Source organism: Bacillus sp. EB V-12 (genome assembly GCF_056158125.1).
Genome location: NZ_JBUXJL010000003.1, coordinates 161,781 through 182,452 on the forward strand (window position 1 = coordinate 161,781; position 20,672 = coordinate 182,452).

A 20,672-nucleotide genomic window follows, 5' to 3' on the forward strand; every position below is an offset into this window, starting at 1 on the left:
TATATCAAACAAGCATATTTTATTGTATGGTGACTATCTAATAATACAAATTTTAAATTTTTATAAGATCTTTTTATTTTTAATTAAAAATTTACAACATTCTAAAACAGCATGCACATAATATCCTCAATTCCCTTTTTCAACATGAAACTTGTCTCAGAGCGCCTTTAAAAGCGCTCTTTATCTTTAATAAAGGTTTTATTAAAATTTAGGTTAAAAATTAATACCCTATAGTCATGATAGCTATTTACTGTTTCCAAAATAAGTTGCATTAATAATATAGAAATGAAATACCTATAAAAATTATTACTTTACTATTTCTTTAAACATGCTAGTGAGGTGATTTCGATAGATTATCAAAACAAAGATATGTTCATTAACTTTTCACTTTTAGATATTAACCGTATTATTCTCCCACATTCTCCTACTGGACCAACTGGCTCTACCGGTTCCACTGGACCTACTGGGCCTACTGGGCCTACCGGGCCTACTGGGGCTACTGGCTCCATTGGTTTCACTGGTTTCACTGGTTTCACTGGTTCCACTGGACCTACTGGGCCTACCGGTTCTACTGGTTCCACCGGGCCTACTGGGCCTACCGGTTCTACTGGACTTACTGGCTCCACTGGACCTACCGGTTCTACTGGCTCCACTGGTTCCACCGGACCTACTGGCTTCACTGGTTCCACCGGGCCTACTGGCTTCACTGGTTCCACCGGGCCTACTGGCTTCACTGGTTCCACCGGGCCTACTGGCTTCACTGGTTCCACCGGGCCTACTGGCTTCACTGGTTCCACCGGGCCTACTGGGCCTACCGGTTCTACTGGTTCCACCGGGCCTACTGGGCCTACCGGTTCTACTGGACTTACTGGCTCCACTGGACCTACCGGTTCTACTGGCTCCACTGGTTCCACCGGACCTACTGGCTTCACTGGTTCCACCGGGCCTACTGGCTTCACCGGTTCTACTGGGGCTACTGGACATACTGGCTCTACCGGTTCCACCGGGCCTACTGGGGCGGCTAGTGTAGGATTAACAAACTATCTATATGTTTTTGATACTACTAACCAATCAATTGCAGTAGGAAGTAGTGTTACTTTTAACACAAATGGACCTATAACAGGAACTGCCCTTAGCCACATCACAGGTACTGGAAATATTATAATTAATACACTAGGAACATATGTAGCAGAGTTTCAATTACAAGCTTCTCGCGAAAACCAATTCTCCCTCGAACTAAATGGTACACCAATTTCAGGTGGACGTTTTGGTACGGGGTCACCACATACAATAAATCAAGGTACTGCTGCTTTTACCGTAACAGTTGTTCCTTCAACATTGACTTTAATAAATAACACCTCTTCAGCAGGTACTATCACTCTCTCAAATAGTGATGGTGGCTCTTTAACAAATGTATCTGCAAGTATAAGTATTTTTCAGGTCGGATAATTAATTTGGTTAGAAAAGTGATTCATAAAATTTACAAATATAAAAAATGAGGCTTCTCTTTTCTAGAGAAACCTCATTTTTTATATTAAATTTTAAATTGGCTCGTATACAAATCAAAATAAAACCCTTTATCTTCCATGAGAGATTCATGATTCCCTCTTTCTAAAATTTCCCCATCCTTTATAACAAGGATTTGATCTGCTTTTTCAATTGTTTTAAGTCGGTGAGCGATCACAAAACTTGTGCGACCTCTCATTAAATTATTTAGTCCTGCTTGTATTTGTAATTCTGTTCTTGTGTCAATATTAGATGTCGCTTCATCGAGAATTAATATATCTGCATCTGCTAAAATTGCTCGTGCAATCGCAAGAAGTTGTTTTTGTCCTTGACTTAAATTCGATCCTTCTGAAGCAATTTCTGTTTCATATTGATTTGGCAAATGCTTAATAAAAGAATGTGCAGATGCTGCCTTAGCTGCAGTGATAACTTCTTCATCAGTAGCATCTAAGCGTCCATAACGGATATTATCCATAATTGAACCAGCAAATAAATACGTATCCTGTAAAACTACTCCAATTTTACTTCGTAAAGAATTAATATCATAATCTTTTATATCTTTTCCATCAATATGAATTTGTCCTTGCTGTATATCGTAAAAGCGAGTTAACAAATTAATGATTGTTGTTTTCCCTGATCCAGTCGGACCAACTAAAGCAATTGTCTCTCCTGGCTGCGCTTTAAGACTCACTTCTTTTAAAATTGTTTTATTTTCTGCGTAGCCAAATGAAACATGCTCAAGTGTAACATGCCCTTGTAAATTTTGTACAACAAATGCGTCTTTTTTATTTTGAATTTCTGGTACCTCATCCATAATCTCAAAAACACGTTCTCCACCAGCAACTGCCGCTTGAATTGTATTCATTAAAGTCGCAAATTGACTTAGCGGTCTTGAGAATTGACGAGAATAATTAATAAAAGCCGCAATAACTCCTACTGTTGTCATTCCGTTTAAGACCATAACTGATCCAGTCCCAATGACAAGCCCCATACCTAAGTTATTAATAAAGTTCATACTTGGAAAAATAAAAGCTGAAAATGTATCAGCCTTCGTAGCTGAAACTCTTAGCTGTTCATTAATTTTATTGAAATTTTGGACAGTTTCTTTTTCTTTTCCATACAACGTTGTAACATCCGCACCTGTAATTGCTTCCTCAATAAATCCATTTAATTCACCTAAATCTTTTTGACGCTTCGCAAAGTTTTTACCACTATATGCAACTAGTTTTTTTGTAACGTAAAACATAATAGGTACTGTAATTAAAGTTACAATTGCTAAAATCCAATTTAAAGCGAACATCGCAATCGTTACACCTATAAAAGTTAACGCTGATGAAATAATTTGTACAACACTTTGTGTCAAAGCTTGATTCAAATTATCTATATCATTTGTCACACGGCTCATTAAATCACCTTGGGAACGCACATCAAAGAACCGTAAAGAAAGCGTTTGGATTTTCTCAAAAATATCTTGTCGTATTTTTTGAATTGTTTTTAATGCAACGTTAATCATGACAAATGTTTGTAACCATGTTAAAAGTACAGTTACACCGTAAATCGCGATAAGTAACATACACATTCTTGCTGTACCACTTAAATCTTTCGGTACAATATATTGATCTATAATGACCCCCATAAAATAGGGACCTAATAATCCAAGTAAAGTAGTAACAACGACTAGAAATATAACAAACATAAGAGCAGCTTTTTGGTAGCCCATATAGTTCCATATCCGCATTACAGTTCCTTGAGCATTTTTAGCTTTCCCCATCTTTGGCGTGTTTCGTCCACCTTTATTAGCAAATTGCCCTTGAAAATTACGCATGTTCTTCCCCACCTTCTTTATGCAAATTACCACCTTGGGAAAGATAAATTTCCTGATAAACCTCACTTTGTTCTAATAATTGTTCATGTGTACCATTGCCAACTAATTCACCATTATCTAATACAAGTATTTTATCCGCATCCATTATGGAAGAAATTTTGGACGCAATTAATAAAGTCGTTGTGCCTTTATATTTTGTTTTTAAAGCTGTTTGAATAGTAGCCTCTGATTTCGCATCAACTGCTGATGTAGAATCATCTAATATGAGAATCGGCGGTTTTCTCACAAGTGCCCTTGCAATTGATACACGTTGTTTTTGTCCACCTGATAGATTTGTCGCACCTTGTGTTAAATTATATTGATAAGATTCTTCCAGCTTATTGATAAACTCAGTCGCACAAGCTGATGCAGCTGCTACTTCCAGCTCATCATGTGTTGCATCTTCTTTACCATAACGTAAATTCTCTTCTATACTACCTGAGAACAACAATGCCTTCTGAGGTACAAACCCTATTGAAGCACGGAGTTTTTGCAAATCATATGTTTTAACATTTATTCCATCTATACATATTTCACCTTGATCCACATCATATAGATGTGGTAACAGTTTCGCTAAGGTAGATTTACCACTTCCAGTTGATCCAATAATCCCTACTTTTTCACCTTTTTGTATGCTAAACGAAATATCTTTTAAAACGTATTCATTATTTTTCGTATAGCTATAACTAACATTTTTAAATTCGATATTCCCCTCGATTTTCTCAGGTTCGATCGCATTCGCTTCGCTTATAATATCAACCTCGGTATTTAACACTTGCTGTACACGCTCCGCAGATGGAAAAGCTCGCGCAATTTGAATAAATACCATGCTAATCGACATAAGTGACATTAAAATGATATTCAAGTAATTAATAAATGCCAAAATCGCTCCTACTTGAAGCGTTCCATTGAATACTTTTTCTCCACCAATCCATAATGTTGCGACAATCCCGCCACTTACAACTAGCATAATGATTGGCATCATTAAAGAAATAAGTTGCACAGCTCGAATATTTATCTTCGTTAAATTTGTATTTACATTTCCAAATTGAGCGATTTCGTATTTTTGTCTTACATACGCTTTTATAACACGCACACCAGATAAATTTTCTTGTAACTTTGTATTCACTTTGTCCAATGCCTCTTGCACCTTTTTAAATGTACCACTTGCTTTACTTGCAATTAAAATAATCGCAAGTAATAAAATCGGAACAACTACAAGTAATATTGGAAATAACTCTCGCGCTGTTACAAAAACAATAATTATACTTCCGATAAATAACAGTGGACCACGAACGAGAACACGTAATGTCATCGTCATTGCTGATTGAATGGAAGTGATATCATTTGTTACGATCGTTAATAATTTACCTGTTCCAAATGAATCCCGATTATTACTAGAAAATGTTTCTATTTTCGCAAACACATCTTTTCGTATGTCTGTAGCGAAATTAACAGCTGCTTTTGTAGAATACATCATACACCCAAGCCCTCCAACTAAACCGAGTGCTGCTGCTCCTATCATAAGAAGCCCCATTTTTATTACATAATTTAAATCCCGATTTGCAATCCCAACATCAATGATATGTTGCATAATAGTCGGTTGAATTAAGTCCATCGCAACCTCAAGTACCATAAATAGCGGTCCAATAATAGCGAAGAACATGTATGGTTTTAAATACTGTAATAACTTACGAAATGATTTCATACATAGTCTCCTTTTCCCATGAAATTACCACTGAATAATTCATATCCCTCCTTATTTAAGCGATATATTTTGTAATTTCTTCATTACTTCTATTATATTATGTAAATTAATATTTAACATTATTAAATGATAAGTATTAATGACTTTCTGGTCAATAAATGTGCTTTATATTATGTAAATACAAAAACCGCATTCTTAATGAAAAGAATACGGTTTTTCATCTATATTTCTTCAATTGTAAAATTTAAAAACTCAGTCTCAAATCCCTTATTTTTAGAAGGACTACACGTGTAAAAACCTATTTTAATAGGCTCATTCCCTATATCCTCCATTAAATGAGCGATTCTTATTTGTTCCCATTGATGGCTCTTTTTCACATATATTGTATAATCACCGCGTTTTCGAATAATTCGAAAACAAAGTTGTTGCTTAGCTGCTTCAGTTGGATAATCTTGCGTTGACCAGTCAGAATATCCATTATTCGTTACGACAGCACCTAAGTGAGATGGCCCTTCAGGGATATATTCTAAAGATGTTTTTAGCCAACAGTTCTCCGAAATCATAACAAAAAGACCTGCTTGATCGAATTTTGAATTTGGATTCATACGTAACTGAACTTCAGCTTGAAAGTCTGTCATCATCTCATTATAAAATACATGACCATTCATTACTTCAAAACCATAATGTGTTTTAAGCCAAAAATCGGTTTCTGCTTTCGAACGGACAATAAACGCATGATTATCATTAATCTTATAGTACTCAGGTACATTCATTATAGTGAGTTGCTCAATACGTTCTGGTATATACGATATATTCATAGCTCCTCCATAATAAAGCATTTATATAGTCATTTAAAACTCCGCTAATACTGGGAATTTATAACCTTTAAAATCTAACTCTTTATCACCTCGAACCATTAAATACTTGCTAGACTGTAATTCTGTAAACTGTACATCCTCAATCCCTAATTGATCCGGAGAAAAATAAAATTCGATTTCCGTAAACCTTTCATTGATTTCTCCACATAATTCATCTAAAACCGGAAGTACTGGCGCAAATACTCCAAATAATTTCAACTTTTCATTGTCTACTTCATAAACGATTAGAGCATCTAGTTTCTCTGAATAATACAATTTCTCATTCCATTCCGAATCATACATATTCAAATAAAATGAAGGATGGAAGTTTAAAGTTGAAAAACTATTTGAAAGTCTTTGGCTACTATCAATAGTTTCATGTATTAACTGTCTATTCTCTATATTATAGAAATCTAACTTTTTAAGTAGTGAATCGTTATTATTAATATTTTTATCATATGGTATAGTCATCAAATATTCCTGCACAACTTTAAACCCAAATGCTGTATATAGTTCAGGTTTTTCTGTAAACAATAATGCACAGTCACATTTCTTATCAATTTCTTCTATCATTTTACCCATTAATTGTGTCATTAGCCCTTGTCTACGGAAATTAGGGTGTGTCATTACTGATTGAATACCCGCTGCATTTATTTTTTCACCATTAATTAATAATGGGAGTGAAAATGCCGCAACATTTGCAATCACTTTATCTTCTTGTAAAAACGATAAAGCTTTATATGTATCATCCCAATATCCTTTATCCGAAAAATCATTCAATGTTTGAGTTTTAATTCCAAACACTTCTTCAAATAAAGGAAATAACTGCTCTCTTTTCGGTTCTTCTATTAGAAGACTTGCCAATTTTTCAACGTTCCCCATGTTGTACCTCCAAATATTAAATTCCATTAAATTAGATATACTTATATGACCTACTCTTAAAAATAGAGGTCTTACCAATCAATATACTATCATAAAACATAAAAAAAAAGTCTAATTAATTTTATGTTTTGACTATTTGAAAATAAGTCGAATAAAACAATATTAAGATTTCTGGATATTAATTAGTTTATTATATAAAAATAGCGCTTTCTAATTAGCTTTTACTAATAGAAATACACTATTTATAATAAAATATTTTTATTCTTTTATCCCTTCAAGTCTTTCCTTCGTATTAATTTCTTCTCCACTTATACGCTTTTCAAAAGACTTTCTCCAACTATTTGAAAGTGCATTTACTTCTAATATCCTTTTTACCCCTTCAATATTTTGTTTTTCCTTATGCATGATACGATTAGCAAACGCTACTGAAACACCTTTTGGATCAGACTGTAGTTTTTTTAAGGTATCGACTGATGATACCCATCCTTCTTTTAATACACGAAAATAAAATCCTGTATATCCTGTTTCTTGAAAATATAGTGGTAACTTTGGAATATTATATTTTTTTGCTAATTTAAAACAAGGTTGCCTTGGCTGTGTTACCTGTACGATTGCCTGTCCTAGCTCAAACGTATCACCAATACAAACATCCTCTTCGCGCATACCACTAACTGTTATATTTTCTCCGAAAGCCCCATATACAAAATCTTGATTCAATTCTTTTTTCCAATATGGATAGTGATCACCAGTATAAACACAAACTGCTTTATCTACTCCTCCATGATGAACTAAGTCAGCTTGTCCATCCCCATTAAATTTTACAAAGGATAAATATACCGGTTCCTTTACTTGTTTCTTATTTATGCCTGTATGAATTACTTTTCCGCCGTATGTAACCTCTTTTGGTAATCCTATATTTAAAGATAATAATTGATATTCATTAGCCATTCTATTTCCTCCTTTACAGGTGTTACATGTATTTTCTCTCGATTAATTTTTACAAACCTCTCTGTTATATAAAGATGATTATAAAACCTCTAAAATCATTGTTCAATTCAATTATTTATATAATAATGATAGGTATAACCTATTATTATACTTGAGGTGATTCCAATCGAATTACGACAACTTGAATACTTTTTAGCTGTTTCAAAAGAATTACATTTCACAAAAGCAGCTGAAAAATTAAATATTTCACAGCCTTCTCTAAGTCAACAAATACGTGCATTAGAGCATGAAGTAGGAATGCCACTTTTCGATCGAATTGGTAAAAAAATATCATTAACTGAAGCAGGGAAGATTTTATTATCACATAGTAAAACCATTTTTCATGAAGTCGAACAAGCTCGTTCAGCTATTCAAGACCTAAACGGATTACAGCAAGGTTCCTTAACAATAGGGGCTTTGTTAACCGTCGTAAATTATTTACTACCACCAGCTATTTTAAATTTTAATAATTTATATCCTAATATAGAGCTTTCTGTATTAGGGCTTCGTACAGGAGATATTCGTGAAAAATTATTACAAAACGAACTAGATATTGGAATTACATTTCTCCCGGTGCAAGATAAAGAGATTATCTCCATCCCTCTATACAAAAGCGATCTTACATTGGTCGTGCCCACTGGTCATCGATTAGCTGAACGTAATCATGTATCTATTGCTGAATTACAGAACTACCCTTTAATTCTTTTACCTAAAAATTTCTTTTTAACCGAACTAATTACATCTCATTGTCAAAAGTTAAACTTTAAACCAAGGCCAATTTTAGAAATTAGTACGATGGAATCTTTAATCCAAATGGTTTCCAAAGGAATGGGAATTACAGTGTTACCCAAACCATATATAGACTTTTTACAAAATAAAAACATTCAAGCTATTAAAATAGAAAACCCTACTCCAATAATTGAAATAGGGCTAATTTATAGAAAAGATAAATATATGTGTGCTGCAACTCGAAAATTTATTGAGCAACTAAAAATCACAGTACGTTCTTTCCAAAACTAAACAAAAGAGATTATCCTATGAAACCGTTTCACAACAATTTAGTAGAATAATCTCTTTTCAAAACAAAGTAAACATTATATTTAACTCCTATAAACTTTAATGTACCCTTTTAGATATTGGAATATATTTTGTAAAATATGCACCAACTAGCAATAATACAATTGAAAATAACCAAGTAAAAGCACCGCCAAAATGAAACCAATATGCAAACATATTTAAGATTGCAAGTGAAAAGAAGCAAATAGAAGTTACCGCACTTTTCAATCCTTTTATCCCAGACTTTTTTCTCTTTTGATAAGCAATATACATCGCAATGACAAGAAAAAAGATAAGAACAAATGGTAACATAACCTTTAGTATTGATAATCCCTCCAGTATAAATGCACTCTTTACATCACAATCTTATCCCATTTATCTTTTAGGTATCAATTCATTCTTATCTTCCTTCCAAAAGTCAGTATAAGTTTTATTTTTAAAGTTCACGTTCACCTCAGAAAACGGCATACTTCCTCCAACTTTCAATGAATACCAGTCGTTTAAAAGTGGTGATCCGAAACAAATCTTCATTGTACAATCATGTAAATCGAATAATACAGAATGTAAAGTTCCAAACCATTCTTCATAGTTATGCACAGTAAGTCCAGCAGGATATTCTTCTTCTACTAACTTTTTTAAAGACTCTATGCTTACTTGTTCATATCTATTTAAATGCTCATGTAAAAGGTAATATCTCTTTGTTGATTGTTCTAATTTCCTATTATTTAATTTCTGAATTGATGAACTAACTGCATGGTTTGTTGATACAATAAAAGCTTGTTTTTCACCATCAATCGTTATTGTCGATTTATGACCGTCAAATATTTCAATATATGCTGCACTTAAAGGATCAGCTATTATTAAATTAATATTACTAGCAATTGGTATTTCTTCTATTAGTGACTTAGCTTCCTGCACATTTTTACATTTCTCCAACAACAATCGAATTACCGCAAAACATTGTAAACCATTTACCATTGGCTTTCTTAAACCTGCAATGTTTCCTACTGGTTGACCACATGCTGAAAATGTAACAGATAATCCATGTTCGTTAACCCCTTCTGTTCGACCAAAATATTGAGTAGAAAAACCACTATGTGCATACGCACCTTCAACATGCGTCGAGCAAAAACGCATATCATCTATTACTGGTGACAAATCATAATTTCTTAATACATATGTGTGTTTTGAATCTGTCTTTTTAGGTAATACTGCACAATGACTACAACCTGCTTTCAATAGTGTTTGATAGTAATACATCATATTTTTTGAAGGAATTTTTAACACTTCACAAAACCCTTCAATTTCTTCATTTATGCCTGGACAATGTTTGTTTAGTATATTTCTCGATTCTGTCCAATGGTTATTAGATATTACATTTTCTTCGTGTATAAATTGCGGGATGAGATATGGATTTTGTTTCACGAATTCCCCTTGTTGCTTTCCAATCTCATAATAACTTCCTTTTAATGATGAAAAATACCCCTTTACTTGATACATCAAATCCCCCTCACATTGGATATATCCATATCATACCAAATGGATTCCATTCATCCTTGATGTTTTTTACTATCTTTCTTTAACACCATCCCATATTAATATCTCCACTAATAATTATTTACTAGACAATTAAAGTTTTGTTAATATTGCTGTAATAGCTTTATTTCAAAATAAAGTAGTTTGGATATCAAATGAGCAAAATACTTTGTTAAACCCACTTATAAGCAATCATCTAATTCATGAAATCAAAAAACTTATTTATCAAAATAAAAGGAGAATTTATGTATGAGTAGTTGCAAACCAATTGATAAATTAACTATTGAGGACCTAAAACAAAACCCCATTTGGGAATGGGCAATAGATGAAGAGGAAAACGAAGAACATGACGAAACATGGGTAAAACCAGCGGCAACTACTAATTTTACAGAAGAATTAAACGGTTCAATCGTACTAGGCGAATTATTCTTACATAATGGTGAAAAATTCCCTATGATGTGTGAAATTGATATTGAAGGTGACGAGGCCGTAATTCGTTCTGTTGTTTATTATAAGGAAGCAAAAAATGAGTATATTGCTATAGAAGATATTGTGAAAGCGGTCGAAATGCCGTTATCGATTATTATTAATCTTACAATTCATGCAGAATCCAAAACCTTACGCTTCACTGTACATAAAGTAGATATTTATAAAAATTCAATAACGACTAATTTTAATTAAAGTTGGCCGAAATAAAGAAAACAATTATGAAATACAAACTGGGGAATCATTAACGATTCCCCAGTTTTTTAAACTATATTAAAGTACCCCCTTTTCCACTAAAGTCTCTGCGATTTGAACTGAATTCCAAGCCGCACCTTTTAATAGGTTATCGGAAACAATCCAGAGGTGGAATCCGTTTGGCGTATCAGGATCTTTACGTATTCTTCCGACAAATGTATCTATTTTCCCTTCTGCATATAATGGCATTGGATACAGCTGTTCACTAGGGTTATCCTGCAAAATAACACCTGGTGCATCCATTAGTATTTCCTTGATTTCCGCAACGCTTGCTTCTTTTTTCAGTTCTATATAAACCGATTCTGAATGCCCCGATACAACTGGAACACGTACACAAGTAGCTGCCATTTTCAGGTTTTCATCTTCTAATATTTTCTTCGTTTCTTGAATCATTTTGACTTCTTCAAAAGTAAAATCATTGTCTGTAAATATATCTACTTGAGGCAGTACATTAAATGCTATTGGATAATGTTTTTTATCTTTTTTCACCGGTAATATATTACTTTTCACTTCTTCACCAGCAAGTATAGACTTAGCCTGCTCTTGTAATTCATGAATCGCATGAATGCCAGAACCCGATACAGCTTGATATGTTGAAACGATAATTCTTTCTAAACCGAATGATTTTCGAATCGGCTGAAGTGCTGTTACCATCTGTAATGCTGAACAATTTGGAACTGCAATGATACCTTTATGCTGTTTTAAAGTGTGCGCATTCACTTCCGGAACAACGAGCGGTACATCTTGCGCCATTCGGTACTCACTTGTGTTATCAATTACAATCGCACCACTAGAAACTGCATGAGTTACAAATTGTCTAGATACTTCTCCCCCAGCGCTAAAAAAGGCAATATCTACACCTTCAAAGCTAGTTGTTTTTGCCTCTTGTATAATTATCTCTCGTCCTTTGAATCTTACTTTCTTACCAGCGGATCGTTTTGACGAAAGCAATGTAACTTCAACTATATTAAACTTCATTCCATTCTCTAACAGTTCAATAATTTTTTGCCCTACCGCACCTGTAGCCCCAACAACAGCTACATGATAGCCCTTTTTGATCATCTTTTCTCCTCCAATATCACTTGAATGAATATTTCTACAATTTCATTTTATACAGAATTTAATCATTTGGAAAATTAAAATACATGATATAATCATTCACAAATCATGATAATAAAAGAGGGATCGCTTATGGAAATGAGACATGTTAAAACATTTTGCGCCATTGTGAAGTATGGTAATTTTTCTAAAGCTGCGCATGCGCTAGGTTATGCGCAATCTACTGTTACAGCACATATGAAAGCTTTAGAGAACGATTTACATATTCCTCTTTTCGATCGGTTAGGGAAAAAAGTGCTACTCACAAAAGCAGGTCATCAATTTCATCCTTATGCATTAGAATTACTTTCAATATATGAAAAAGCGCAAGAAATCCCCCAAAATACAGATTATTTAGAAGGTACATTAAGTATTACATCTAATGAATCATTAGCGGTATACCGATTACCAAAGTTATTACGTACTTACAAACAGAAAAATCCGAAAGTAAATATCGTACTTGAAACAAACACAAATGAACAAGCATTGCAAAAATTACGTGAAGGAGAAACAGACGTTGTCTTCATAATTGGAGAAAGTATAGAACATAATGATTTTATTACGCGAACTTTTAGTAATGAAATATTTGGATGGATTTTACCAGCTTATTCTGCTGCACATACAAATCCATTCCAGTTATTACAGGACACCCAGTTCATTTTTACAGAACAAAGCTGCGGCTATAGGCCAATGGTAGATTGTTTTTTACGTCAAAGCAGGAATATTCCAGATAAAACATTTGAAACTTCCAATGTTGAAGTCATTAAACAATCCGTCATGTGTGAGTTAGGCATTTCAATTCTTCCTTATATCGTTGTACAAGAAAGTTGCCAAAAAGAACAACTATGTTTTCAGCCTATCGAAACTCCATCCGTTATTCAAAGTCATGTAATCTATCATAAATCTAGATGGATTTCCCCGGTATTACAGTCGTTTCTTTCCTTACTTGAACGAGATTAAGAAATTAAGAAATACATATAAAAAGAGTAATTGCCTAATAAGCAATTACTCTCTTTCATTAATTAGTATATTATTTATTAGTCTGTCCCCCACCTGCAATTAATTTACTACCTGAATATGTACCTTTGTTCATAAACACTTGATTAATTAATTCTTTTTGCTCAGCTTCCGACATTACTCCTTTTCCTTCTCCTAAATTCCCACTTTGTAATTTCCAAATCTTATTGTGATCCCCATCAACCTTTTCATATTTTCCTTGTTTCCATCTTTCTAAAATTTCTACATATGTACTTCCCTGCACAAGATCATTACTCTTTACAATATCAATTAAGCTTTCAATCCGCTCTTGTGTAATAAAAATATAACCCCACTTTTGATCAGCTTTCGCTTTTTGATGTGCCATTTCATGTAATGCTGTCTGTATGTTCTCATCTGTCCACTTAAAATTTTTATTAAAACCACTATTTGGCAATGAATAATTGCCATTTTCTAAAATCTTTGCATCTTCTGCTTTTACGTTACTATCAGCTAATACTTCTACTGCTGGAGCAGCTGGTGATGCCTTTTTCGCAGCTGGTTTACTATTATTCAAATAATGCAGCATACCATATGTTAAACCTACTCCGATTACCGCCATACCAGCTATAACACCTATTATTTTCAAAAATGTTTTCATCTCGCTTGTTTCCTCCCAAATATCTCTGTTCTGACTACCTAATTATTTCTTATATAAAAACTGTTACTTCATTCAAAATATCGCATCCCCTATCATATTATTTATATATACTTGCTCATATTGTATTTCTTTTCCTTTAAAATTGAAAGATTATTCTGTTAAATAATGAAAATATTCTACAAATTTTCCCTTTATATTTATAAAGAAACAAAAAAACAACGAGCGCGTTCTACAACACTCGTTGTTTTTACTTTATGCACGATTTTCTTTTAACCACTTCGTAATAGCATCTAACCTCGAAACATCAAAACGTCTTTCTTCACACACGTTCAAATTTTTTGAGTTTCTCACTATTTCTAATTCATTATTTCTTACACTTTTCGCCTCAATTAATTTACAATACTCATCTGTAACAGTATTTAAATTTTCATAATAACGCTGAAACGATTTTGATATATGTAAATGTTTTTCAAAGTTTCTTCTTCTTTTCGTCTCATCAGATACTTTCCGCTTTCTAAGTTCTTCATCGTTCGTATATAAATAAAAATATTGATCCGGAAAACCAATTTCCCTATTTATCATCTTTTCTTTATAAAAATTTTCTATTAAAGATAATGGCTGATTAAATATATCAAAATGAAAGCACCAATTATAACTAAGTGGTTGATATATATCCCCATCGAGTATTACTAATTCATATTGCTCTGACTTCTGAACAGCTATATTCCAGCGCTCAACTTGTTTTTCAAAATACCATGTTCTATGTTCATTTTTTGGCCTTTCAAATAAAGAATTCACTTCAGGTATTATATAAGCACCATAATTCTTTTCTAATTCACGGCACGTGGTACTTTTACCAACAGCGCTTGCTCCCTCAAATGCTATTATCCCCATAGTTTCCCCCTCTTTCATTAACTAAAATTTCGTTGTTTCGCTTTTCTTCCCCATAACTTTCTCCATAAAACAATTGAAGCGATAGTGAGCATGATTGTTGTAATGATACTACCTTCAATTCCGAACGTGCCTCCATGCAATGTTTCTGGTCCATTTGTTATAGACTTAAAAATTGGAGTAGAATATATAGTTGTGCCACTAACTGCAAAGCCATATACATTATATTGAGCCCAGTTCCAAATTGAGTGCCATGCACATATTCCCCACAGACCATCTTCTTTCAATACGTATAAAGCTGCGAAAACACCCACTAATATTATATTCGATATAGATAATATTGTAATTCCCGGATTAAGTAGATGAAGAAATCCAAATAAAAATGAAGTTACAATTATTCCAACCCATATACGACTTCTAACAGAAAGAACCGGGAATAACCAACCTCGTACAATAATTTCTTCCGTTGCCCCTTGTATTAAAAATGCAACTAGAGATCCTACTATTCCTACTATTACTGTTGAGGTAATATGTTGTACTTGCAATTTCACACTCCCCATTAATAATAGTAGAATAACTGGCGTTGAAATAAATACAAACCCTATTAACGCACCTTTTAAATACTTTCTCATCCATTTCTCTTTCCAAAAGCCAATGGATGAAAAAGGTCTTTTTTCTACAAAACGAACCCATATAAATAAAATAAATATAGCTCCGCCAAACGTTAACACCATTCTAACATTGTCATAAATACCTTTCATGAATATCGTTTCAGCTTTTGGTAAAAATAACATAAAAAGTTCGCCTAAAGTCAAAAATATAATGGCTAATATTACAGCAAAGACTGGATGCACCTTTTTTCTCCCTGCTTTTGCTGCTTCAATTATTATAAATGAATTATTTTTCACTTTCTTTTCTCCTTTTATAATATTTAACTACTAACAGTTAACAACCATATTTTACCATAAAAAAATGCAATATTAATATTTACTCTAAGTTTTTCTTACATGATTTTGCATAAATCCAAATTAGGAATAATATATAAATAAAAGAGGTGCCTTTGTGCCTTTACTATTATCACCCAGATTACTCAGTGGTATTACCAGCACTTGCTATTTCCAACCATTTGTTGTAAGATAGTAATTAAGGTCAATTTAACACTATATTTTCTTTGCATATTATCAAGTATCAATCAGGGACATTTTGTACTCCTTATGGGTTTTTGATAATATGTGAACTTTTATTTTCATTCAAATAAGGCCGATCATATTGTAATTTTTCTACTTTTAGGAGGCATTACCATGACATTAACAGGTAAAGTAAAATGGTTTAACAGCGAAAAAGGTTTCGGTTTCATCGAAGTTGCAGACGGTAACGACGTATTCGTTCACTTCTCAGCTATCACTGGCGACGGCTTCAAGTCTCTTGACGAAGGTCAAGAAGTTAGCTTCGAAGTTGAAGAAGGTAACCGCGGACCTCAAGCTAAAAACGTTGTAAAGCTATAATTCAAACAATAAAAAGGTTGTTACCAGCAAGGTTAACAACCTTTTTAATATATAACTAAAATTTTTTACATAAAAGGAGTGGTTACATGTATCGCAATCGAAAGAACGATGTAGCAGAAGTACCACCAGAACAAACCCCTGTTTGGGAATGTGAATCAGAGGATTGTTTAGGATGGATGAGAAAGAACTTTTCATTTGAAGAAGAGCCTAAATGCCCTTTATGTAAAAGTAGCATGAAAAGCGGAGAACGTTTATTACCTAAATTAGGTTAATTTATAATAAAAAAAACCTCTTTTAATTAAGAGGTTTTTTTTATTATAAATTTATGTCCTCAATATCAGTTCGCACTATAGAATACAATAATGCATCGTGTTGCTTATTCCCTTGATGAATATATCCGCGCAATAGACCTTCCTTTTGGAAGCCAATTTTAGATAACATTCTACAAGAAGTATCATTTTCAGGATATGTAATAGCTCCAATTCTAAACAAACCTAAATCTTTAAATCCATAATCAATAATTTCTCGAGCTGCTTCTGAAGCGTAACCATTTCCCCAATAACGAGGATGCAGATCATATCCAATCTCAGATCGTTTACTCCATAATTGTAAATTGTTTAGTCCAATTGTTCCTATTAAAACGTTCGTTTCTTTTAACACAATTCCCCATCGTATTGCCTTTTTCTCAAAGTAATTTTTTGAAAAAGATTCAATCATACGTGAAGCTTGTCCAAACTCCGTAAAAGAATTCATACCGTAATAACACGTTACTTCATCCAATGAAAAGATTTCATATATTTTTTGACAATAAGATTGTTCTATTTCAACTAAACGTAAGCGTTCTGTTTCTAATATAGGAAATGCCATAGGATCACTCCTTTCTCTCTACTCATTCATTATATCAGAAAAAATATGTATAATTAGTAAAGTCCTTATTGTTCCATAAATCAAACATTTCTAATGGCACATTCCCTCTTTATTCTATATACACGAATTGGATACCTTCTGATTACGACTCAAACATGACGCTATAATTTCCATAAATCAAATTTTAAATTATCAAGAACTGTAAGGAAATTGTTTCTTCATTTTCTCCTTCTAAACAACCAACCTCTCCCATACATTTATGGTAAAATATAGTTAATGCATTATTTTATTGTGGAGGTGTAAAAATCTATGTATATATTCATCGGTTTATCCCTCTTACTCATATTACTTATTTTTTTATTCGCAAAAAAATTCACACCAAACTCATTCATGATGACTAGCTTTAAAGGCAATAGCTTTAAGACATTTTCAATCGGTATTTTAATCGCTGCCATACTCTCACTTTCATATGGAACTTATCATGCAGTAACATATCAACCTAGTTATTTAGATATTAAATTAAAAAATCAAAACTACACTGTTTTCGGTAATGTAGGCGAATTCGGTTATTTCTCCGAAGAATTATTAAAAAAAGATACAGAAGTTCAACTATATTTCGTCTCTTGGAAAACAATACAGTTAAAAAATCCGGTAATACTTATAGAATATCCTTCAGGAAAACAAGAAACATGGAAGCCAAATATCGTATTAATACCGATAAGTAAATTACAAGAAAAACATGATATAAAAGATATTTATCAACTATCACCGTATTCATTTAAAGAATCTGGAGAAATAACATTAACAATAAAAGAAAACAATGTAAAAAACAATAAAATTTCCATTCAAATAAAATAAATAAAAACCGTTCCTTCATTTTGCTGAAGGAACAGTTTTTATTTATTCTACAGTATTATTTATTTAATGTAGCCATTATTTCATTAGCAATATTCTTTCCATTTCCAATACACGCACCAATTCCAACACCGTAATATGAGGCACCAGCTAAATATACATTTGGATAAAGATTTGTCATTTTTTCTTGCAATGCTTGAACCGCTTGATTATGTTCTAAATGATATTTCGGCATTAAATCTTTCCAATTTGTAACTTCAACTACTTCTGGTTCACCTTTAATTCCGAGACTCTTTTCAATATCATATAAAGCTACTCGTACTAATTCTTCTTCACTGTAATCCTTGATTGTTTCATATACCGGATTGGTACTCTTATAAAACATTCTAACTAATAATTTTTGTTTACCCGATGTATGTTTCCACTTTCGACTTGTCCATGTACAAGCATCACAATGTAAATCACTGTTTTCCGTTACAATAAACCCCGTACCGTCAGCTGGTAGTTGTTCATCTAGTATGTCAAATCCTAAATAAATACTAATAAGAGATGAGTTTTTAAATGTATTAAACTGCTCATTTAACTCATTAGACTGTAATAAAGTTTGCGCTATATCATGTGGAGCTGCTAAAACAACATAATCAGCTTGTATTGTTTCATGATTTGCAAAAGAAATCTCATATCGATCTTCTTGTTTACTTACAGCCGTCGTTATAGCACCTTTTTTTACGACAGTTTCAGTCAGCACTTCTTCTAAGCGATTAATTATCGTAGATAGTCCACCCTTAAATGATACGAATTTTTTATTTCCTGCTGATTGAAATTGTTTTTTATTCTCTTCAAAACCTTTAATAATACTTCCATACTTATTTTTATAATCCAGTAAATACGGTAATGTAGATGCCATTGTAAGCTCATTCAATTTACCAGAATATACGCCTGAAAGCACAGGAGCAATTTGTCTTTCCACTAACTCTTTCCCTAAGAAACTTTCTAAAAATAAAGCAAGTGATGTATCTTTCGTAAACTCTTTATTTTTCGTTATGAAATCTTTTAAAGCTACGATTTTCCCCTTCGTTGAGACTAGCGTACTGCTAAACAACGACCGGGCGCTCATCGGTATCCCAAATATAGTATCAGAAGGAATCGGATGTAACATGTTTTCAGAATATATGTAAGAAATACCCGTTTCATTATATACCATTTCATCTTCTAAATTTAAATCTTTGACAAGTGGCATAACATATTCATTACGAGCAACGATTGAATCCGCCCCTGACTCCATAATGAAATCCTTTTCTTCCACACTATGGATTTTACCACCTAAATACTCTTCTTTCTCAATAAGAATTAAATTTAAATCGATATTATAATCCTTTTTTAATTTTTCTAAATAAAACATAGTAGAAAGTCCCGTTATACCTCCACCGATAACAACAACTGTTTTCATATGTGCTGCGCTCCTAACCGATACAATTAATAATTCCTTTTTATTATAACCAAAAGTCCTTATATTCGACTAGCAAGTTGCGCATTCTGTAAGAAATTAGACAATATATTTTAATATATTTTCAAATTACCTAATAAAAAAGAACTATAACATTTACAAACCCCGTCATAGTTCTCTTTATTTTAAAAACATAAAGTAATTGATTAATTTGTCTAGTTCTTGACTCAATGCCAATACTTTTTCATGTTGAATTCCATAATCCGATACTAAATATAAAAGTTCTTCTTTTTTTATTTCAATTACTTTTTCCAATTTCGCTAGTTCCATGTCGTTTTACATCTCTCCAAAAATAAAATGTATGTATTTCAGTATAGCCTACTTACATAATTAGTAAAAGTAAAATACGCATGTAAAATCTTACATATTTGAAAAAATAATATACTACTAACAAAAAAAGAAACTAGATTAAGCCGCCTTTCAAAATACTTTTTTCCATTTTCTTTCACCCCTAATAAAAATCACTATATTTTCATCCTAAAGATGGTGTCAGTACAAATAAAATGTGATTCGATTCATCACTTTTATTCAAAAATCGATGCTTCACATTCGGTGGAATACGTACAACATCGCCTTCTTCTAAAAAATATTCTTTTCCCTCCAATTCTACGTACACTTCCCCTTTCATAATAACAGCAATCTCTTCCTTATCTTCATGGGAATAATGGCTTTCTGTTGTGTTTGCTCGTTTATTTAAATCCATCATTAACATTTCAATACGTGCTTTCATAAAATCAGGTGTTAATACATCATATACAATGTGATCATTGTTTTCCCGATATACTTTTTTTCGATCTTTTTTCTTAGAAATGAGCGAATCTGTATCGATATCATTAATAAAAAGTGTAAACAGCGGTACATTTAATGCTTTTGCAATTAACTCCAAAACATTTAAAGAAGGATTAGCATGTCCTCTTTCAATTTGGCTAATTAGTGATGTACTAATCCCTGCATAATCAGCGAATTCACGAATTGTCATATTATTTTTCTTACGATAACTTAATACTGTTTGTCCAAGCCTATCATGTATCATAGTAAAACTTCCTTTCATCCATCATAATGCATATTTCATTGTCTTTGTGCTGACATACTAAACAAAGGCAAATAATCCTTTCCTATTATCTCCGGGACTTATATACTTACCTTTGTACATTATATCGTATTAAGTTTATTATA

The 20,672-nt window shown here is 32.7% G+C and carries 22 protein-coding genes; 6 read left to right on the forward strand and 16 right to left on the reverse strand.

From position 1 onward, the window contains the following. Positions 1–356: 356 nt before the first annotated feature. From ACZDYH_RS12375 to ACZDYH_RS12400, 6 genes are all read right to left on the reverse strand, one after another. Complete coding sequence (locus tag ACZDYH_RS12375; protein WP_474886364.1) at positions 357–1,004, reverse strand: hypothetical protein; 648 nt, start codon at positions 1,002–1,004, stop codon at positions 357–359. A gap of 530 nt (positions 1,005–1,534) precedes the next feature. After that, the gene (locus ACZDYH_RS12380) at positions 1,535–3,331 is read right to left on the reverse strand and encodes an ABC transporter ATP-binding protein (protein WP_474886365.1); all 1,797 of its coding nucleotides are present in this window, start codon (positions 3,329–3,331) and stop codon (positions 1,535–1,537) included. Further along, a complete protein-coding gene (locus ACZDYH_RS12385) occupies positions 3,324–5,078 on the reverse strand; it encodes an ABC transporter ATP-binding protein (RefSeq protein ID WP_474886366.1) in 1,755 nt (584 codons plus the stop codon). Before ACZDYH_RS12385 ends, ACZDYH_RS12380 begins: the two co-directional genes overlap by 8 nt. 221 nt (positions 5,079–5,299) lie before the next feature. Continuing rightward, complete coding sequence (locus ACZDYH_RS12390) at positions 5,300–5,896, reverse strand: DUF1349 domain-containing protein (RefSeq protein ID WP_001027679.1); 597 nt, start codon at positions 5,894–5,896, stop codon at positions 5,300–5,302. 33 nt (positions 5,897–5,929) lie between these two features. Further along, positions 5,930–6,817 carry a GNAT family N-acetyltransferase gene (locus tag ACZDYH_RS12395; RefSeq protein WP_474886367.1) on the reverse strand — a complete coding sequence of 296 codons (888 nt, stop codon included), beginning with the start codon at positions 6,815–6,817 and terminating at the stop codon, positions 5,930–5,932. A 258-nt stretch (positions 6,818–7,075) separates the two neighbouring features. Further along, complete coding sequence (locus ACZDYH_RS12400; protein ID WP_001263000.1) at positions 7,076–7,765, reverse strand: MOSC domain-containing protein; 690 nt, start codon at positions 7,763–7,765, stop codon at positions 7,076–7,078. Positions 7,766–7,921: 156 nt separating this feature from the next. Between ACZDYH_RS12400 and ACZDYH_RS12405 the strand changes: the two genes are divergently transcribed. Then, on the forward strand, positions 7,922–8,824 hold the full coding sequence (locus ACZDYH_RS12405; RefSeq protein WP_149215847.1) for a LysR family transcriptional regulator: 903 nt from the start codon (positions 7,922–7,924) through the stop codon (positions 8,822–8,824). Between the two features lie 96 nt (positions 8,825–8,920). Here ACZDYH_RS12405 and ACZDYH_RS12410 read toward each other — a convergent pair whose 3' ends face one another. Both ACZDYH_RS12410 and ACZDYH_RS12415 read right to left on the reverse strand, forming a co-directional pair. Next, a complete protein-coding gene (locus ACZDYH_RS12410; protein WP_000936605.1) occupies positions 8,921–9,172 on the reverse strand; it encodes a hypothetical protein in 252 nt (83 codons plus the stop codon). A 63-nt stretch (positions 9,173–9,235) separates the two neighbouring features. Then, positions 9,236–10,360: a C45 family autoproteolytic acyltransferase/hydolase gene (locus ACZDYH_RS12415; RefSeq protein ID WP_474886368.1), complete on the reverse strand. Its 1,125-nt coding sequence runs from the start codon at positions 10,358–10,360 to the stop codon at positions 9,236–9,238. A 285-nt stretch (positions 10,361–10,645) separates the two neighbouring features. On the opposite strand from ACZDYH_RS12415, the gene ACZDYH_RS12420 reads away from it, so the two are divergent. Continuing rightward, a complete protein-coding gene (locus tag ACZDYH_RS12420; protein WP_048558433.1) occupies positions 10,646–11,077 on the forward strand; it encodes a hypothetical protein in 432 nt (143 codons plus the stop codon). Between the two features lie 78 nt (positions 11,078–11,155). Here the strand turns inward: ACZDYH_RS12420 and ACZDYH_RS12425 are convergent, their stop codons facing one another. Next, the gene (locus ACZDYH_RS12425; protein WP_474886369.1) at positions 11,156–12,199 is read right to left on the reverse strand and encodes an aspartate-semialdehyde dehydrogenase; all 1,044 of its coding nucleotides are present in this window, start codon (positions 12,197–12,199) and stop codon (positions 11,156–11,158) included. Positions 12,200–12,328: 129 nt separating this feature from the next. On the opposite strand from ACZDYH_RS12425, the gene ACZDYH_RS12430 reads away from it, so the two are divergent. Next, entirely contained in the window at positions 12,329–13,195 is an 867-nt protein-coding gene (locus ACZDYH_RS12430) for a LysR family transcriptional regulator (RefSeq protein WP_139850043.1), read from the forward strand. Between the two features lie 70 nt (positions 13,196–13,265). Here the strand turns inward: ACZDYH_RS12430 and ACZDYH_RS12435 are convergent, their stop codons facing one another. From ACZDYH_RS12435 to ACZDYH_RS12445, 3 genes are all read right to left on the reverse strand, one after another. After that, positions 13,266–13,871 carry a PRK06770 family protein gene (locus ACZDYH_RS12435; RefSeq protein ID WP_000846978.1) on the reverse strand — a complete coding sequence of 202 codons (606 nt, stop codon included), beginning with the start codon at positions 13,869–13,871 and terminating at the stop codon, positions 13,266–13,268. A 252-nt stretch (positions 13,872–14,123) separates the two neighbouring features. Beyond that, complete coding sequence (locus tag ACZDYH_RS12440) at positions 14,124–14,783, reverse strand: AAA family ATPase (protein WP_139850045.1); 660 nt, start codon at positions 14,781–14,783, stop codon at positions 14,124–14,126. Continuing rightward, positions 14,783–15,670 carry a CPBP family intramembrane glutamic endopeptidase gene (locus tag ACZDYH_RS12445; protein ID WP_474886370.1) on the reverse strand — a complete coding sequence of 296 codons (888 nt, stop codon included), beginning with the start codon at positions 15,668–15,670 and terminating at the stop codon, positions 14,783–14,785. Before ACZDYH_RS12445 ends, ACZDYH_RS12440 begins: the two co-directional genes overlap by 1 nt. Positions 15,671–16,063: 393 nt before the next feature. Here ACZDYH_RS12445 and cspD point away from each other — a divergent pair, with 393 nt between their 5' ends. Next, positions 16,064–16,267 (forward strand): cold-shock protein CspD, encoded by a 204-nt coding sequence (gene cspD, locus ACZDYH_RS12450; protein ID WP_000176366.1) that lies wholly within the window; start codon positions 16,064–16,066, stop codon positions 16,265–16,267. A gap of 86 nt (positions 16,268–16,353) precedes the next feature. After that, positions 16,354–16,539 (forward strand): cold-shock protein, encoded by a 186-nt coding sequence (locus tag ACZDYH_RS12455; protein ID WP_000286203.1) that lies wholly within the window; start codon positions 16,354–16,356, stop codon positions 16,537–16,539. A gap of 43 nt (positions 16,540–16,582) precedes the next feature. Here the strand turns inward: ACZDYH_RS12455 and ACZDYH_RS12460 are convergent, their stop codons facing one another. After that, positions 16,583–17,134, reverse strand: coding sequence for a GNAT family N-acetyltransferase (locus tag ACZDYH_RS12460; RefSeq protein WP_000885396.1), 552 nt, complete (start codon positions 17,132–17,134; stop codon positions 16,583–16,585). 309 nt (positions 17,135–17,443) lie between these two features. Between ACZDYH_RS12460 and ACZDYH_RS12465 the strand changes: the two genes are divergently transcribed. Further along, positions 17,444–17,992: a hypothetical protein gene (locus ACZDYH_RS12465; RefSeq protein ID WP_088364062.1), complete on the forward strand. Its 549-nt coding sequence runs from the start codon at positions 17,444–17,446 to the stop codon at positions 17,990–17,992. 55 nt (positions 17,993–18,047) lie between these two features. On the opposite strand, the gene ACZDYH_RS12470 is transcribed toward ACZDYH_RS12465, so the two are convergent. The 3 genes from ACZDYH_RS12470 to ACZDYH_RS12480 all read right to left on the reverse strand — a co-directional run bounded on the left by ACZDYH_RS12470 (position 18,048) and on the right by ACZDYH_RS12480 (position 20,529). Beyond that, positions 18,048–19,439 carry a protoporphyrinogen oxidase gene (locus ACZDYH_RS12470; RefSeq protein ID WP_088362947.1) on the reverse strand — a complete coding sequence of 464 codons (1,392 nt, stop codon included), beginning with the start codon at positions 19,437–19,439 and terminating at the stop codon, positions 18,048–18,050. Between the two features lie 177 nt (positions 19,440–19,616). Further along, the gene (locus tag ACZDYH_RS12475; protein ID WP_000417698.1) at positions 19,617–19,766 is read right to left on the reverse strand and encodes an aspartyl-phosphate phosphatase Spo0E family protein; all 150 of its coding nucleotides are present in this window, start codon (positions 19,764–19,766) and stop codon (positions 19,617–19,619) included. Positions 19,767–19,968: 202 nt separating this feature from the next. Continuing rightward, positions 19,969–20,529 carry a helix-turn-helix domain-containing protein gene (locus tag ACZDYH_RS12480; RefSeq protein ID WP_000581031.1) on the reverse strand — a complete coding sequence of 187 codons (561 nt, stop codon included), beginning with the start codon at positions 20,527–20,529 and terminating at the stop codon, positions 19,969–19,971. Between the last annotated feature and the right edge of the window lie 143 nt (positions 20,530–20,672).

Excerpts from the sequence above, each read along its gene's own strand:
- ACZDYH_RS12380 (WP_474886365.1), bottom strand. The coding sequence starts at position 3,331 with ATGCGTAATTTTCAAGGGCAATTTGCTAATAAAGGTGGACGAAACACG.
- ACZDYH_RS12385 (WP_474886366.1), bottom strand. The coding sequence starts at position 5,078 with ATGAAATCATTTCGTAAGTTATTACAGTATTTAAAACCATACATGTTC.
- ACZDYH_RS12390 (WP_001027679.1), bottom strand. The coding sequence starts at position 5,896 with ATGAATATATCGTATATACCAGAACGTATTGAGCAACTCACTATAATG.
- ACZDYH_RS12395 (WP_474886367.1), bottom strand. The coding sequence starts at position 6,817 with ATGGGGAACGTTGAAAAATTGGCAAGTCTTCTAATAGAAGAACCGAAA.
- ACZDYH_RS12400 (WP_001263000.1), bottom strand. The coding sequence starts at position 7,765 with ATGGCTAATGAATATCAATTATTATCTTTAAATATAGGATTACCAAAA.
- ACZDYH_RS12410 (WP_000936605.1), bottom strand. The coding sequence starts at position 9,172 with ATGTTACCATTTGTTCTTATCTTTTTTCTTGTCATTGCGATGTATATT.
- ACZDYH_RS12415 (WP_474886368.1), bottom strand. The coding sequence starts at position 10,360 with ATGTATCAAGTAAAGGGGTATTTTTCATCATTAAAAGGAAGTTATTAT.
- ACZDYH_RS12420 (WP_048558433.1), top strand. The coding sequence starts at position 10,646 with ATGAGTAGTTGCAAACCAATTGATAAATTAACTATTGAGGACCTAAAA.
- ACZDYH_RS12425 (WP_474886369.1), bottom strand. The coding sequence starts at position 12,199 with ATGATCAAAAAGGGCTATCATGTAGCTGTTGTTGGGGCTACAGGTGCG.
- ACZDYH_RS12430 (WP_139850043.1), top strand. The coding sequence starts at position 12,329 with ATGGAAATGAGACATGTTAAAACATTTTGCGCCATTGTGAAGTATGGT.
- ACZDYH_RS12435 (WP_000846978.1), bottom strand. The coding sequence starts at position 13,871 with ATGAAAACATTTTTGAAAATAATAGGTGTTATAGCTGGTATGGCGGTA.
- ACZDYH_RS12440 (WP_139850045.1), bottom strand. The coding sequence starts at position 14,783 with ATGAAAGAGGGGGAAACTATGGGGATAATAGCATTTGAGGGAGCAAGC.
- cspD (WP_000176366.1), top strand. The coding sequence starts at position 16,064 with ATGACATTAACAGGTAAAGTAAAATGGTTTAACAGCGAAAAAGGTTTC.
- ACZDYH_RS12455 (WP_000286203.1), top strand. The coding sequence starts at position 16,354 with ATGTATCGCAATCGAAAGAACGATGTAGCAGAAGTACCACCAGAACAA.
- ACZDYH_RS12460 (WP_000885396.1), bottom strand. The coding sequence starts at position 17,134 with ATGGCATTTCCTATATTAGAAACAGAACGCTTACGTTTAGTTGAAATA.
- ACZDYH_RS12465 (WP_088364062.1), top strand. The coding sequence starts at position 17,444 with ATGTATATATTCATCGGTTTATCCCTCTTACTCATATTACTTATTTTT.
- ACZDYH_RS12470 (WP_088362947.1), bottom strand. The coding sequence starts at position 19,439 with ATGAAAACAGTTGTTGTTATCGGTGGAGGTATAACGGGACTTTCTACT.
- ACZDYH_RS12475 (WP_000417698.1), bottom strand. The coding sequence starts at position 19,766 with ATGGAACTAGCGAAATTGGAAAAAGTAATTGAAATAAAAAAAGAAGAA.
- ACZDYH_RS12480 (WP_000581031.1), bottom strand. The coding sequence starts at position 20,529 with ATGATACATGATAGGCTTGGACAAACAGTATTAAGTTATCGTAAGAAA.